We start from the raw sequence: 15413 nt of genomic DNA, 5'->3' as shown, positions 1-15413 counted from the left end.
TTAGCGATTGTAATTCAGTTGATTGACCTTATTCATATAGTCGACCGATGTCTTGACGATGGTATCGGTCGCTTCATCAGCAAACGCCATCAGAGCCGCGCCGGTCGCTTCCGGTTTCATTTCGTTCATACCTTGATATTCGTTACTCACCGTCGCCACAGTGACCCCTAAGTCATTGATCATTTCCAAATCACCAATCAAACTGACTTTGTACAGGGTCTCTTCTTTCGACTCATTCGCTTCGATGAAATACTTGAAGGTCAAATCCGGCTTTCTCGCCGTCATATTGAAGCCTTCCGATGCCAATGCTTTACGGAAAGCGGTTTCAAAAGCCGCCGTTTCCTGAGTACTGGCATCCAGATTGATGACGATTTGATCCACCAAAGTGTTCATACGCTTCTGTAGTAATTCCGCCAATTGGTCGTGCGGTAAGGTAATAGACTCACCCTTAAAATTTTCCAAATGCGCTTTCAGGTCCGCGCGCGCTTCAATCGTCGGCATGGCCGGCAGAATCGACAGCAACTGGTTCAATTTGGACCCTTTGCCACTCACGTGCAGATAATCCGTCAATTGATTATCCAAAGCCTGCAAACGCTCCATCATTGCGTCGTCAATGGCGGCTTTCGGAATTTTCGCCAACGCAAATACCGTATTCGCTTCGTCATCGACATAAACGGTGTCCGCATCCGGCACGGTAATTTGATAGCCCTTCACTTCGGCGCGAATGGCTTTCCGCAACTTGCTTTCAAACGGCGTTTCTTCTTCCACCGCGATTTGCTTGGTGGACGGCATTGTCTGCATCCGGCCATTCACCAAGGCCGCCAAATTTTGTTTGGCACTGGCTTTGGCCTGCTCCGTCGCGTCGGCCTGACCTTCATCCAAAGGCGCTTGGCCTTTGGCGTATAAATATTCACTGTCTTCATCCTGAGTGGACACAATCCACGATGGCGCGACCTTTTTTAGAGACGCTTCATTTTCATTTACCATCGATTGCGTACAACCGGACAAACCCCACACTGACAACACAAATAGAAAGAGTGCTTTTTTCATAATAACAACCACTTGTTTTAAATTATTAACATTATTTTTTATGCAACTGACGGCCATCATGATACTCGATTTAACGTAGAGATAGAAGTGAATTAGTATGACTTTTTACCGCTTCGCCAAGCTCGAATCGCAAAGCGCGAAGGGTGTACCGCGTGGTAGAGATGCTGGGGCATGACGGCCATTTCACCGGCCACCATCCGCCCGATGATTTCCGCACCGAGAAAAACCGACATCAAGCCCCGCGCTCCATGACCGTTACTGACAAACAGCCCGGTTTGATACCGCTGCGGCGGATAACGATGCGGAACTTGGCTATGCGGTTGCGACAAATAAGCCTCCGCCATCCATTCCGGCGGCGGCACCGCGCCAATCAACGGCAGGTGATCCGGCGTCGTCGGGCGAAAACCGATTTTGCCATGCAACCCGGCTTCGTGATTCCACCAGTTCGGCAAAGCCTCGGAAACCATCTCACGGTTTTCCGATTGCGCCGCTTCCGACAGCTCCGTAGCTGTATCCGGCGCTTCAAACGTGGCTCCAGTCACCCCCTCATAAGGTGCATCCTCCCCCAAATTGCCCGTGACCGTATAGCCTCGGTGCGTCACAGTGCAATGCAACGGTGCTTGGATAGCCGTGGCTGGCAAATGACTGACCTGCCCCTTCACCGGGCGAATCGGCAACCCCAACTGACGGTTCAACGCTTCATCCAAAGCACCCGTGGCCACCACCACCACTTCAGCTTCGTGCTGGGTCTGATTAGTCACAATTGACCAGGCCCGGTCATTTTTCACCAAATCCGTCACCGTCTCATGCAAACGCAATTCGATGTTTTCATGCGCTAAACAGGTGTCCACCACCGTCGACGGGCGCACCCAACCGCCTTTTGGAAAGAACAACCCTTCAAATTCCGTTGTTTGACCGATTCGCGCACTGGCCTGTTCGGCATCACACCAAACCGCGAACTCCGGCGGCAAGCCAACCCGTTGCAAACTGTCTTTCAGACGTTTATCCAACGTATCGGTCACCGCCAACTGCATCAGTCCATTGAGTTCACCGACGATTTGACGATTGTCGAGCCAAGGCTCGAGCCATTTCAAGGTGGTCTCGAAACCTCTCAAATAAAACTGACTGCGCAGATTCCAATCCGCGGTCACCAACGGGTGAATCGCGCCGGCCAGATTGCCGGATGCCTGTTGCCCCGGTTGCGCCCCCGCCTCCAACACTCTGACCGTCCAGCCCTGCTCCGCCAATTGGCGTGCCACCGTTGCGCCGGCCAGCCCGGCGCCAATGACCACAGCGCGCTGCTTGACTGGTTTGATCGGATCCGGCGACGCAAACCAGGGCGCCTTCGATGAGAAAGCACGCTCTTGCGACAATTGCCCCCGACACATTTCCCGTTTGCGTCCAAAACCGGGCATTTTTTCCACCGCGAACCCAGCCTTTTGCAACCCACGGCGCACCTCGCCAACGGCTGTAAAGGTGGCAAACGTGGTTTGAACATGACTCAAACGCGCCATCTGCGTATAGAGAGCCGGTTGCCACATATCCGGGTTTTTACTCGGCGCAAAACCGTCCAAAAACCAAGCGTCCACCGAGCACTCAAATTCAGGCAATCCCAGCAAAAGATCGCCGAACCAAACAATTAAACGCACTTTTCCATCAAATAACGACATTTCATGCCAACCCGGCAACCGGAGCGGATAAACCGCACATAATGCTTGTGACAACGTCCCTAATTCCGCAAACGCGCCATGGGCTTTTGAAAGGTCTTCACCGCTCAAAGGAAACTTTTCAAATGAAATAAATTGCAGTTCGGCGCTTTTCGGCGCACATTCAAACCAGGCACGCAGTGTTTGCAAAAAATTCAACCCGGTACCGAAACCGGTTTCCGCCACCGTGAAGACCTCGCCTGCCCGCAAAGCGGCAAACCGTTCCGGCAGTTGGTTTTGCTGCACAAACACGTAATCGGATTCGGCCAAGCCATCGCTGACCGAATAATAGATATCATCGAAATGCGTCGCTTTAGGCACCTGCTCCGGCGTCCATTCGATTTGTGCGCTTGAAATGAGGCGTTTATCGTCTGTCATGCCATTATTTTAAACCAAAAATTGGGACAAACACCCTGACCATTTTTATTTCCGAACCTCATCTGAACACTTTGTATGCCGCAAGCGACGAGTCAAAAAAATTTCATCCAAAAACCGAGACACACCCAAACGCTTTTGCGGTAAGATTTGAACTGTCTGTCTAAGTAAAACTACTTGCCCGCTTTTTCAGCATCCTGAAAAAGCGGCAACCAGAGGAGAGAGAAGCCATGGAAAGATTGCAAGAAACCGGACAATTGATGGGTCGCTTGATGCAGGATATGCCGGACCAACTCAAAGAGTTCAGCGCCTTTATCAAAATCGCCGAGAAGGACGGCGCGATGGACGCCAAAAGCAAACATTTGATTCTGTTATCGCTGGCCATCGCCTTCCAGTGCGCTTGGTGTATCGCCGTCCACGCCAAAGATTGCGTCGAGGCCAAGGCCACCAAGGAAGAAATGCTGGAAGCCGCGATGATGGCGGTCGTCATGGGTGGCGGACCGAAATTAAAATGTATATGGAGATTCTGTACGAGGAGCTGGATAAATACTTCGACAAATAATTCCGTCAAATCCGATTCGCGTTTTACGTCAATCCATATTAAAGCTTAGAGCGTCGTCGAGCCTTTCGACAACACCAACTGCTGGGACGCGAGTCGTTCCGCCTGCGCCGGGTCATGCGAGACCCACACCGCGCAGGCTTGTTGTTCGGCCAAATAAGATTGAACCAATGCCTCAACCGCCAAGGTGGAGTCCGGATCCAGGTTCGCCGTCACCTCATCCAACAACAACACTTTCGGCTGGAACGCCAAGCCCCGCAACAAAGCCAATCGCTGTTTTTCGCCGCTCGACAAGGCCGTGACCGGTTGTTTTAAAATCGACTTCGGCAATCCCAGCGCGGCCAAACCGGAAACCAACCGATCCGAATCCTTCTCGGTCACAGCATCCGGGTAATGCGCTTCAACCGAATCGTCCCACCAAGCGGTTTCGGCCGGAAACCACATCACTTGACGACGCCACACCGGCGGCGGAAACGCCGACTGTTTCTCGGCATTCAACCAGGCCTGGCCGGAATGGGGTTCCAAGTCCGCTAAAGCACGCAACAAAAGCGATTTGCCGGAACCGGATACGCCGGACACCATCAAGACCTCCTGCTCGGCCAGTGCAAAAGATACCGGAGCCAGCAAGGCGTCAATGGCGAGCTCTTCCACTCGAAACATCACAATTTCTCCAGTTTGGCAAAGGCCGCCACCAGCCACTTGGTGCCGGCATGATTGAAATTCACCTGAATGCGCGCATGGTCACCGGCACCTTCGGTCGCCAACACCATGCCCTCCCCGAACTTCTGATGAAACACCCGTTCACCGGCCTGGTAACCGCTTTCATTCAAGGTGGCCGACGCGCCGGCGCCAAATCCGCCGCCATACGACGACGTGGTCGCCTGTGCCGATCCTTTTAACCGCACATGCTGCACACAATCCTCAGGCACTTCTTTTAAAAAGCGCGACGGCAACGGATAAAACTCCGAACCGTGCATCCGGCGGCGATTGGCATAGGAAATCATCAACTGCTTTTCTGCCCGCGTGATCCCGACATAGGCCAGACGACGTTCCTCCTCCAATCGATAAGGGTCTTCCTGCGATTGTTGAGACGGGAAGAGCCCTTCTTCCAAACCAATCATAAACACCAGCGGAAACTCCAACCCTTTGGCGGCGTGCAACGTCATCAACTGCACCGACGACTCCCAATGATCAGCCTGTTGCTCACCGGCCTCCAACGCCGCCTGCGCCAAAAACTCCGCCAGAGGATTATCGAAATTCGGTTCATCAAACGCATCACTCGGCAAATCAGCCACACTTTCGTTTGTGCGCATCGGCTTGAATTGACTGACAGCGTTAATCAATTCGTCGATGTTTTCCAAACGGCTTTGGCCTTGCTCGGAGGTGTCCTTTTCAAAATGCAGCTGCAAGCCGGAGCGCGACACCACCTGCATGACCTGATCCTGTAAATCGAGTCCGTCGGTGCTTTGATCCAATGCTTCAATCAAGGTCAAAAAACCATTGACCGACGTTTTGGCACGCGCCGTTAAACCGGCTTCCACCAACTGATTGGCCGCTTGCCAGAGCGAAATTTCCTCCATTCGTGCCACTTCGCGGATTTGATCGGCGGTTTTATTGCCGATGCCGCGCGGCGGATGGTTATACACCCGTTCGAAGGCGGCATCGTCTTCGCGACTGATCAACAGGCGCAGATAAGCCAACACATCCTTGATTTCGGCACGATCGTAAAACCGCAAACCGCCATACACCCGATACGGAATCTGCGCTTGCAACAGCGCCTGCTCCATCACGCGCGACTGGGCGTTGGAACGATACAACACCGCAATTTCCGAACGGCTGCCGCCCTGTTCGCACCAGGCTTCAATCTGATTACAAATGTAGCGCGCTTCGTCCTGCTCATTGAAGGCTTCGTAAATTTGAATCGGTTCGCCGTCTTCGCCGGCACTCCAAAGGTTTTTCCCCATCCGGTCCTGGTTGTGTGCAATCAACGCATTGGCGGCTTTCAAAATCACATTGGTGGAACGGTAGTTCTGCTCCAGACGAACGGTTTTCACATCGGAAAAATCCTCGTCGAAACGGCGTATGTTCTCGATTTTCGCCCCACGCCAACCGTAAATGGATTGGTCGTCGTCACCGACGATAAACAATTTGCCCGTGGCGCCCGCCAACACCCGCAACCAGGCGTATTGCAAGGTATTGGTGTCTTGAAATTCGTCCACCAGAATATGACGGTAACGATTTTGATAATGCGCCAGCACTTGGGGATTCTTCAGCCACAGTTCGTGGGCGCGCAACAGTAATTCGGCAAAATCCACCAGGCCTGCCCGTTTGCACTGTTCCTCGTAAGCTTGATAAATCTGCACCATCTTACGCACATACGGATTGTGCCCGGCATCAATGTGATGCGGACGGCGACCTTCTTCTTTCTCACCGTTGATAAACGCCTGCACCTGTTTATGCGGCCATTGCGCTTCGTCCAGTTCCAACGCTTTCAATAACCGCTTGATCACACGTTTCTGGTCATCGGCATCCAGAATCTGAAAGGCTTGTGGCAACCCGGCTTCCTGATAATGGGTGCGCAGCAAACGATAGGCAATGCCGTGAAACGTGCCCATGGTAATGCCTTGCGACTGATTGCCGATCAACGCTTCCACCCGACCGCGCATTTCACTGGCGGCTTTATTGGTGAAGGTCACGGCGAGAATGTTATATGCCGAAAAGCCCATCACCTCCGTCAACCAAGCGATGCGATGCACCAGCACTCGGGTTTTACCACTGCCGGCGCCGGCGAGAATCAAGGCATGACGGTCATCCACCGTCACCGCTTCTCGCTGGGCGTCATTTAAATCATTTAATATGTGTGAAATATCCATAAAAACTAAAGTCGAAAACCAAAATCGTATCAATCGTGAAAAGGGACAGGTAATGCGCATATCCTAAGGGATTTTGGCGCTTTCAGCATCTTTTATTCACCCCCGCCAATCGCCAAATGAAAAACATTTCAGATTTTGCTTGCATTGAAAACGGAAACAATGTAATAATTATCCAAATTTCAAAAATTCAATCTTCATCCAACGCATACATAAACGGGTTCCGCCGCAACGGAAAACCCAAACAAAGACTTGGATGATAATTCTTATCTCGACCCCGATAGCTTCCCATACGACTTTCTCCACAACCAATTGGGGATGCGTGTAAGCATCAAAATCGAGATACTTAAAACGTAAGGAGTTACCTAATGAGTGACAACATGATTGCAACCTCTGATGCAAACTTTGACAGTGAAGTACTACAGTCCGACGTTCCTGTTTTGGTGGATTTCTGGGCCGAATGGTGTGGTCCTTGTAAAATGATCGCGCCAATTTTGGACGAGGTTGCCGGTGAATACGCAGGGAAAATCAAAGTCGCTAAATTGAACATCGACGAAAACCCAGCGACGCCGCCAAAATATGGCGTGCGCGGTATTCCGACATTGGTTCTATTCAAAAACGGTGAAGTGGACGCCACGCAAGTCGGCGCGCTTTCTAAGTCTCAACTGTGTGCATTCTTAGACGGTAACCTATAACTTCACGGACTTCCCGTTCAAAGCTGCCCGACGTCAATGGGCGGCTTAGATTCACAATCACTCGATCATCCCCCAAACATTTAAACTTCCAACTACCCCGTTCAACCTTACTCAAAGACAGTTATAACCATATGAACTTAAACGATCTTAAAAAAATGTCTGCGGCCGCTTTGCTGGACATCGCCGCGGAAAAAGGCCTGGAAAACCTGGCCCGTCTGAAAAAACAAGACATCATTTTCGCCATTCTGAAAGCGCATGCCAAAAGCGGTGAAGACATTTACGGTGAAGGGGTGCTTGAAATCCTACCGGATGGCTTCGGCTTCCTGCGTTCCGGCGACGGTTCTTACTTGGCCGGACCGGACGATCTTTACGTTTCGCCGAGCCAGATTCGTCGCTTCGGTCTGCGTAAAGGGGATACCATTCAAGGCAAAATTCGCCCACCGAAAGACGGCGAACGCTATTTTGCCTTGCTGAAAGTTGAAAAAATCAACTTCGAAGACCCGGATGTCGCCCGTAAGAAAATCGCTTTCGAAAACCTGACCCCATTACACGCGCAAGAGCGTTTGAAAATGGAGCTAGGCAACGGCAGCACGGAAGACATCACCACCCGTATCATCGACATTGCCGCACCGTTTGGTAAAGGGCAGCGTGGTTTGATTGTGGCACCACCGAAATCCGGTAAAACCGTGATTCTGCAACAAATTGCTCAATCCATCGCCGAAAACCACCCGGAAGCCTATTTGATCGTGCTATTGATCGACGAACGTCCGGAAGAGGTGACCGAAATGCAGCGTACCGTTAAGGGCGAAGTCATTTCTTCCACCTTTGACGAGCCGGCTACCCGCCACGTTCAGGTTGCGGAAATGGTCATCGAAAAAGCCAAGCGTTTGGTCGAACATAAAACCGACGTGGTCATTCTGCTGGACTCCATCACCCGTTTGGCGCGTGCTTACAACACGGTCGTACCGTCTTCCGGCAAGATTTTGACCGGGGGTGTGGACGCCAACGCCTTGCACCGCCCGAAACGTTTCTTCGGTGCCGCACGTAATATCGAAGAAGGCGGCTCCCTGACCATCATCGCCACAGCGTTGGTGGACACCGGTTCGAAAATGGACGAAGTCATCTTCGAAGAGTTCAAAGGCACCGGTAACATGGAACTGCATCTATCACGCAGCATCGCCGAAAAACGCACCTTCCCGGCCATCAACATCGAGAAGTCCGGTACGCGTAAGGAAGAGTTGCTCACCACGCCGGAAGAGTATCAGAACATTTGGATTCTGCGTCGCTTCCTGCAAGGCCTCAACAACGAGGTGGATGCCATCGAGACGTTGATCGACCAAATGAAGGTCACCAAAACCAACGACGAACTGTTCACGGCGATGAAGCGCTAAGCCGCTTCCCGCCGACAATCCGGAGAGCGAGCCGACCCAAAACCGAAAAATTGCAAGTATTTCATCCATTAAATGCGGTTTTTACTTGCAATTTTGTTTTTTAGTTCTATAATTTCGCTTTCTTTTTTTAAACATAGTGGTGTATCAGCTTTGTCTGTGCCCTGACAATTTGTTTTGGTTTCACGCCAAAGACAATGAATCGGCCAAACGAAAAAGACAAATTGAGCACTGCATAAATAAAATGGACCGTCATCATGCAAGCAGGCATTCATCCAGAATACAATGAAGTGGTTTTCCAGGACATCTCGACTGGTGAAACCTTTTTAACTCGTTCTACGATTGAAAAGACTTCTGGCGACACCATTACTTTAGACGGCAAAGAATACCCACTAGTTCGTATCGAAGTTTCTAGTGCTTCACATCCTTTCTTCACTGGTAAGCAATCACTGGTCGATACAGAAGGACGTGTTGAAAAATTCCGTCAAAAATACGGTATGCGCAAGTAAGCACTTCACACTGTTATTTTGTTGCAAAACAAAATATCCTGAAAAAGGCCGTTTCAAACGGCCTTTTTTATTTCTACGATTCCCTGACGTCCCTTCGATTTTCTTCACGCTCTTGGCTTGGCCTTTGCTACAATCTTTCTCATCCAGTTCAACCCAAGACACCGACTCCTATGATGAAATTATCGATTGCCGCTTTGAAATCCTGTGCTAAATGGCTACCGCTCTGCCTGCTGCCCATTGCTTTTGCGTCTCAGGCCGACGACTGTGCCCCTCAGAAAATCGATGTCTGGGTCAAGGCCAGCTTTGCCTTGAGTGGTGATACCATCATCATTCAAAACAATGAGTTCCGTCTCATTGGCATCGAGGCGCCACAAATCCAGAAAAAACAAAAATTCTATACCCGCGGCCAACCGTTCGCGAAAGAGTCGCAAACCAAACTCAATCAACTGCTGGCCAACCACGATTTGCAAGTCGGCGTGGAATACGATGAACTGAAAATCGACGATTTCTACCGTAATTACGCCCACCTGTACATCAAGCAGGACGGCCGCATCGTCAATCTGCAAAAACTGATGCTGGAAAGCGGCCTGGTATTGGCGAAATCGGAACCGCCTAACATGAAACACCAAAAGTGCTATTACCAGGCGGAAAAAACCGCTCGGGAAGCCAAGATTGCGCTGTGGAGTTTGGCGGAAAAACGGCCAGACCTGCATTATCCGATTGCCCCCTCTTCGGAAATCAACACTGAAGACGAGGGCTATCACATCTTCAAAGGCAAAATCGTCAAGGTCGATAAAAGCTCCAACAATTACATCCTCAACATGGACACGACCGGCATCCGCATCCGCAAAGCCGACTGGGAGCGCTTCGATTACGACAGACTGAAAACACTGGAAGGCAAAGTAATCGAAGCCCGCGGGTTCGGATTCCTGTACGGTGGCTCCATGTTCGTCAAGGTGCGTTCTCCCTTTGCCATCGACCGCCTGAACCCGGTTAACGAATGACCCCGGCTCGGCGCTTTCGAGCGCTCGCCCTAGGGGTCTTAGCCTTTTTCCAACCCTTTCGCTAACACTTTGATTCCTAAACGGATTGAAAACCGGTTTTTTTGTGACATTTGGGCGTCTCGCCGTTAAAATAGCTCTTTCGATTCAAATGACACAAAAAGGATTTCCGATGGCGGAACTACAAAACGACCGTTTTTTACGCGCACTTTTAAAAGAACCCGTGGATCGCACCCCCGTGTGGATGATGCGTCAAGCCGGTCGTTATCTGCCAGAATATCGCGAAACCCGCAAGGAAGCCGGTTCCTTTATGGACTTATGCCGTAACAAAGAACTGGCCTGTGAAGTGACCTTGCAGCCATTGGAGCGTTTCCCGCTGGATGCCGCCATCCTCTTCTCCGACATCCTCACCATTCCGGATGCCATGGGGTTGGAATTGCGTTTTGCCACCGGCGAAGGGCCAATTTTCGATAAGCCGGTGCGTTCCTTATCGGACGCGAAAAAGCTGTTTGTGCCGGACATGGACTCCGACCTAGGCTACGTCATGGATGCGGTCAGCACCATCCGCAAAGCCTTGGATGGTCGTGTGCCACTCATTGGCTTCTCCGGCAGCCCTTGGACGCTGGCTACTTACATGGTCGAAGGCGGCTCCAGTAAAACCTATTCCAAAATCAAAGCGATGATGTACGACGAACCGGCCACCTTGCATCACATTCTGGATGTGTTGGCGGACTCCGTCATCGCTTACCTGAATGCACAAATCGAAGCCGGTGCCCAAGCGGTGCAGATTTTCGACACTTGGGGCGGCGTTCTGACGCCACGCGACTATCAGGAATTCTCGCTGCGCTATATGGCGAAAATCGTCGACGGTTTGAAGCGTGAAAACGATGGTCGCAAAGTGCCGGTCATCCTGTTCACCAAAGGCGGCGGGCAATGGCTGGAGAAAATGGCCGAAACCGGTTGTGATGCTCTAGGCCTGGATTGGACCACCGACATCGACGACGCTCGCGCCCGTGTCGGCGACAAAGTCGCTTTGCAAGGCAATATGGACCCAAGCATTCTTTACGCCTCACCGGCGCGCATTCGCGAAGAAGTGGCGACCATTTTAGAAAAATACGGTCATGGCACAGGGCATGTTTTCAACTTGGGCCACGGCATCCACCCGGAAGTCAACCCGGAACACGCCGGCGCTTTCATTCAAGCGGTCACCGAGCTGAGTCCGAAATACCACGGTTAAAACGCCACGGCCACCAGAAAGGAACCCGAAAATGTCTCAACGCGTTTATTGCATTGCGCAATTCCAACCGAAACCGGGACAGACATCTGCGCTGTTCAAAGTGCTCCAGGCACTGGAGCCGAATACTTTACGTGAAGACGGCTGCCTTCAATACCGTGTCACCCGTCAAATTCAAAGCCCCTTTGCCGACGGAAAAAGCATGCCAATCGCGTTTAACGAAATCTGGCGAGACATGCCCAGTTTCGAAGCGCATTGCCAGCGCCGGGAAATCGTCGAGTTTTTCGAAACCCAATGCCAAGCCGAAACGGGATTGGTCGCCGATTGGAATGTCTGCGTCTATTCGGATGAACCCGAGGACTACGACGCCCCGGTTCTGTAAAACCAAAAAACCGCCAGGCCTTTATACTCTTTAGGGTGTGGCGGTTTTTTATAATCCGAAACAACCCCTTCCGATTAACCCAAATCGACCTTATTGGCGAACTCCATCGCTTCCAGATACAGTTTCGACAGCTCTGACGGTGTCAGCCCTTCAGGAAGCTCGAAATCGGTTCGGCCCTGCTCCATCCCCTTGACCGCCGCCAATGCGACGCCTAGAGAACCGTGAGAGGCCACCAGTGCCTGTTTGATTTTCGGGTCGAAGTTCAATTGCGCCAGCAACTCCTCCAGAGACGCGTCCATCACCGCATCCAGTGTCGAGAAAAGCCCCACGGTAAAATAGCTGTCCTTGGAAAAATCCCCCACCTGCTCACCGACCAATTCACAGAACTTGGCGCGAATCAAAGACGTGTGGAATAGCTCACGCGGCTTATCATCCACCCCCGACAGCACCATCATGCTCGACCAGCTTTGCAATCGCTTCAGGCCGAAACGCAACACCGCATCGTGAATCGACGTAATCTTGTGATTGCCGCCCGCCGTGGCCACAAAGCGTAACAACTTCTGGCTCAGTGCCACATCCTGACGAATGATGTTGCTGAGAATCGCCATATCAATATCCGGATCATAGACATTGGCCAGCAATTTCATCGTCGATAACTTATTGGACGGCAGACTACGCCCTTGCAGAATCTTGGGTTTGGAAAAGAAATAGCCCTGAAAATAATCGAAACCGATTTTTTGACAGAATTCGAATTGCTCACGAGTCTCGACCTTTTCGGCCAACAAACGAATGCCTTTTTCTTTCAGGCGGCCCACATGTTCCAGCATTTTCTTGGGCCCGACTTGTAGGATATCGACCTTGATGATATCCGCACAGGCTTCCAGTTCGGCCAATTTCGGATTGAAAATGTAATCATCCAGCGCCACCTCATACCCTTTCGCACGCAAAGCGTTCAAGGCCTCGATGATCTTAGGCGTTACATGGACGTTTTCCAGTACTTCGATGGCGATTTGCTTCGGCGGGAAAAAAGGCTTGTTCTCACTCAGCAACAACCCTTCTGTGAAATTGATAAAAGCTTTATGACGACCGACCACTTCCTGAAACCCCATGTCACCGAACAGGTTCATCATCACCTGAGCCGTGGCATGGTCGCCACCGAGAATGCGGGCATGGTTGTCTTCGGAACCGGAACGGAACAACAGTTCATAGGCATGAACGCGCACGGACGCGTCGAAAATCGGCTGGCGGCCGATGTAGATATCCACTAATTGCGACATGATTATCTCTATTTTAATCGCTGAAAATCGGTGCCCGGCAAGCCATTTCGGCCTTTTCCGGCACCCATTTTCATTTTAGCACAGCCCGATTTACGGCCGAATCAATCGTCTCTATCCCAATGATAAGTTTCTCCGATAATACCGAAAAAACCATCACAGGACACGGCCTCTACACTGGCGTTATAAAGCTAGGTATCGATTAATCAACAGCGTTGAACTCATCCGGCATTTCGATGTCTTCACCGCCGAACAGGAATTTTTGCATTTCGTCTTTCAGAAAATTTTGCGCTTTCGGGTCCAGGCTGGACAAACGGTATTCGTTAATCAAAATCGTCTGTTGCGCCAACCATTGTTTCCAGGCCTCTTTAGACACATTATCAAACACCTTTTGTCCCAATTCGCCCGGAAAAGGTGGGAAGTCCAAGCCTTCCATTTCTTCGCCCATTTTGACACAGTTAACCATTCTCGCCATTGTGACTCTCCAGTTGTTTGATGAGTTTTCGAATCGGTGCCGGCACGCCTCGCGTCAAGGCTTCCGCCACCGGCAGCCATTCGCCCTCCAGATCGGTCGAGCGCACCCGGTCCACCAGAATCGGTTGAATCATCAGGTGATAATGACTGAAAGTGTGTTTCAGAAGGGGCCATTTTACCAAATCCCCTGCGCCCTCACAGACGGTTTCAACCTTGTTTTTTATCAGGTTTTGTACCGCCGGTTCCGGCGATTCCGGCAGGCTCCAAAGCCCGCCCCAAATACCGTTTGCAGGACGTTTTTCCAATAAAATATCACCGGACGGCTTCCGAAACAGCAACATCGCCACCTCTCGCGTCGGCTTTTTGGTTTTCGGCTTGGAATATGGAAACTCGGTGACGCGGCCCTGCTGCCAGGCCTGGCAGTTTTCGCTGACCGGGCACTCATCACACTTCGGCTTGCTGCGGGTGCATAAGGTCGCCCCCAAATCCATAATCGCCTGGGTGTAATCCTCAAATCGCGCTTCCGGTGTCAGTGCCTCGGCCCGTAGCCAAAGTTTGGCTTCGGTTTGCTTTTCACCCGACCAGCTTTCCACCGCATCGTAACGGCACAGCACCCGTTTGACATTACCGTCCAAAATCGGATGCCGCTGCCCACAGGCAATCGACAGAATCGCACCCGCTGTGGAACGGCCAATGCCCGGTAAGGCCATCATGCCTTCCAAATCCGACGGAAAAGCGCCATCCAATTCATCCACCACCACTTTCGCCGCTTTCAGCAAATTGCGCCCCCGAGCGTAATACCCCAGCCCCGACCAATGCGCCAACACCGCTTCTTCCGTAGATTGGGCCAAGGCTTCGACCGTCGGGAAAGACGTCATAAATCGCTCATAATACGGAATAACCGTCTGCACCTGAGTTTGCTGCAACATGATTTCCGACACCCAAACGCGATAAGGGGTCTTGTCCTGCTGCCAAGGCAAATCATGGCGGCCCGAAACATCGAACCAATCCAGCAAGGCCTGTGAAAAACAAGGTTCGGTCATTGCCTGTCGTTTATCCAATTCGCTTTTCCGTTATAATAAGTCAAAAATTTGAACACCTATTGTACTAGACCCCATGACCGAAAAAACAACCGAAACCGCCCAAACCCAACCGTCCTCGGAAATACCGGCGGACATCCCAGCCGAAAAACGTCGTATCAAAAGCTTTGTTCTGCGCCAAGGACGCCTTTCCAAGGCACAACAAAACGCGCTGGACGCCATGTGGCCAAGCTATGGACTGGAACTGGAAGATAAACTCTTGGACCTCACCGAGCTGTTCGGCCGCGATGCGCCGACCATTGTCGAAATCGGTTTCGGCATGGGCACCAGTCTGGCAGCCATGGCGGAAGCACATCCGGAAAACAATTACATCGGTATCGAAGTGCATCGCCCCGGCGTCGGCGCCTTGTTGAAACTGGTTCAGGAAAAGGGCCTCACCAATGTGCGTGTTTTCAACGACGATGCCATCGAAGTATTGAATAAACAGATTCCCAAAGACAGCCTGTCGGCGGTGTATCTGTTCTTCCCCGACCCTTGGCACAAGAAAAAGCACAAAAAACGCCGTATTCTGCAGGCGGAATTCGCGCACACCATTGCCCAACACCTCAAACCCGGTGGCCACTTCCACATGGCGACCGACTGGGAGGATTATGCCGAGCAAATGATGGACGTGATGAGTGCGGCGCCGGATTACAGCAACACCGCCGGTGAAGGCCAGTTTACACCGCGTCCGGATTATCGTCCTTTGACCAAATTCGAGCAACGCGGTCATAAACTCGGTCACGGCGTATGGGATTTGATTTTCGAGCGCAAGGCTTAACTCGAACAAGTGCCCATTGGGCACGAACACTCGTAA

General features: G+C 51.5%; 15 protein-coding genes. 8 read left to right on the top strand and 7 right to left on the bottom strand.

Annotated features, from left to right (window positions below; translation table 11 throughout):
• Together EPV75_RS00930 and mnmC are read right to left on the bottom strand one after the other, a co-directional pair.
• Positions 1-1050, bottom strand: coding sequence for a hypothetical protein (locus EPV75_RS00930; RefSeq protein ID WP_128384168.1), 1050 nt, complete (start codon positions 1048-1050; stop codon positions 1-3).
• Between the two features lie 92 nt (positions 1051-1142).
• The gene (mnmC, locus tag EPV75_RS00925) at positions 1143-3134 is read right to left on the bottom strand and encodes a bifunctional tRNA (5-methylaminomethyl-2-thiouridine)(34)-methyltransferase MnmD/FAD-dependent 5-carboxymethylaminomethyl-2-thiouridine(34) oxidoreductase MnmC (RefSeq protein WP_128384167.1); all 1992 of its coding nucleotides are present in this window, start codon (positions 3132-3134) and stop codon (positions 1143-1145) included.
• Between the two features lie 227 nt (positions 3135-3361).
• Here mnmC and EPV75_RS00920 point away from each other — a divergent pair, with 227 nt between their 5' ends.
• Entirely contained in the window at positions 3362-3742 is a 381-nt protein-coding gene (locus EPV75_RS00920) for a carboxymuconolactone decarboxylase family protein (RefSeq protein ID WP_128384166.1), read from the top strand.
• On the opposite strand, the gene EPV75_RS00915 is transcribed toward EPV75_RS00920, so the two are convergent.
• Positions 3739-4350 carry an ABC transporter ATP-binding protein gene (locus tag EPV75_RS00915; protein ID WP_128384165.1) on the bottom strand — a complete coding sequence of 204 codons (612 nt, stop codon included), beginning with the start codon at positions 4348-4350 and terminating at the stop codon, positions 3739-3741. The genes EPV75_RS00920 and EPV75_RS00915 overlap by 4 nt on opposite strands.
• Positions 4350-6563, bottom strand: coding sequence for a DNA helicase II (gene uvrD, locus EPV75_RS00910; RefSeq protein ID WP_128384164.1), 2214 nt, complete (start codon positions 6561-6563; stop codon positions 4350-4352). The genes EPV75_RS00915 and uvrD overlap by 1 nt, the downstream gene beginning before the upstream one ends.
• A 365-nt stretch (positions 6564-6928) precedes the next feature.
• Between uvrD and trxA the strand changes: the two genes are divergently transcribed.
• From trxA to EPV75_RS00880, 6 genes are all read left to right on the top strand, one after another.
• Positions 6929-7255 carry a thioredoxin TrxA gene (gene trxA, locus EPV75_RS00905; protein WP_011369549.1) on the top strand — a complete coding sequence of 109 codons (327 nt, stop codon included), beginning with the start codon at positions 6929-6931 and terminating at the stop codon, positions 7253-7255.
• Between the two features lie 131 nt (positions 7256-7386).
• Complete coding sequence (gene rho, locus EPV75_RS00900; protein WP_029939392.1) at positions 7387-8646, top strand: transcription termination factor Rho; 1260 nt, start codon at positions 7387-7389, stop codon at positions 8644-8646.
• Positions 8647-8900: 254 nt separating this feature from the next.
• Positions 8901-9152, top strand: coding sequence for a type B 50S ribosomal protein L31 (locus tag EPV75_RS00895; RefSeq protein WP_011369547.1), 252 nt, complete (start codon positions 8901-8903; stop codon positions 9150-9152).
• Between the two features lie 170 nt (positions 9153-9322).
• Positions 9323-10156, top strand: a complete 834-nt coding sequence (locus EPV75_RS00890; protein ID WP_225972352.1) for a thermonuclease family protein — start codon at positions 9323-9325, stop codon at positions 10154-10156.
• A gap of 169 nt (positions 10157-10325) precedes the next feature.
• A complete protein-coding gene (hemE, locus tag EPV75_RS00885) occupies positions 10326-11390 on the top strand; it encodes a uroporphyrinogen decarboxylase (RefSeq protein ID WP_128384163.1) in 1065 nt (354 codons plus the stop codon).
• Positions 11391-11421: 31 nt separating this feature from the next.
• Positions 11422-11769, top strand: a complete 348-nt coding sequence (locus tag EPV75_RS00880; RefSeq protein WP_128384162.1) for a putative quinol monooxygenase — start codon at positions 11422-11424, stop codon at positions 11767-11769.
• Between the two features lie 74 nt (positions 11770-11843).
• Here the strand turns inward: EPV75_RS00880 and EPV75_RS00875 are convergent, their stop codons facing one another.
• The 3 genes from EPV75_RS00875 to mutY all read right to left on the bottom strand — a co-directional run bounded on the left by EPV75_RS00875 (position 11844) and on the right by mutY (position 14560).
• Positions 11844-13046, bottom strand: a complete 1203-nt coding sequence (locus tag EPV75_RS00875; RefSeq protein ID WP_029939388.1) for an EAL and HDOD domain-containing protein — start codon at positions 13044-13046, stop codon at positions 11844-11846.
• 199 nt (positions 13047-13245) lie between these two features.
• Positions 13246-13518, bottom strand: a complete 273-nt coding sequence (locus tag EPV75_RS00870) for an oxidative damage protection protein (RefSeq protein WP_128384161.1) — start codon at positions 13516-13518, stop codon at positions 13246-13248.
• The gene (gene mutY / locus EPV75_RS00865; RefSeq protein WP_128384160.1) at positions 13502-14560 is read right to left on the bottom strand and encodes an A/G-specific adenine glycosylase; all 1059 of its coding nucleotides are present in this window, start codon (positions 14558-14560) and stop codon (positions 13502-13504) included. The genes EPV75_RS00870 and mutY overlap by 17 nt, the downstream gene beginning before the upstream one ends.
• Positions 14561-14633: 73 nt before the next feature.
• On the opposite strand from mutY, the gene trmB reads away from it, so the two are divergent.
• Positions 14634-15377: a tRNA (guanosine(46)-N7)-methyltransferase TrmB gene (gene trmB / locus EPV75_RS00860; RefSeq protein ID WP_128384159.1), complete on the top strand. Its 744-nt coding sequence runs from the start codon at positions 14634-14636 to the stop codon at positions 15375-15377.
• The last annotated feature ends 36 nt before the right edge of the window (positions 15378-15413 follow it).

This window comes from Hydrogenovibrio thermophilus, assembly GCF_004028275.1.
Classification (GTDB): Bacteria; Pseudomonadota; Gammaproteobacteria; order Thiomicrospirales; family Thiomicrospiraceae; genus Hydrogenovibrio; species Hydrogenovibrio thermophilus.
The sequence above is the reverse complement of the archived record's forward strand: the minus strand, read 5'-3'. Positions and strand labels throughout refer to the sequence as shown.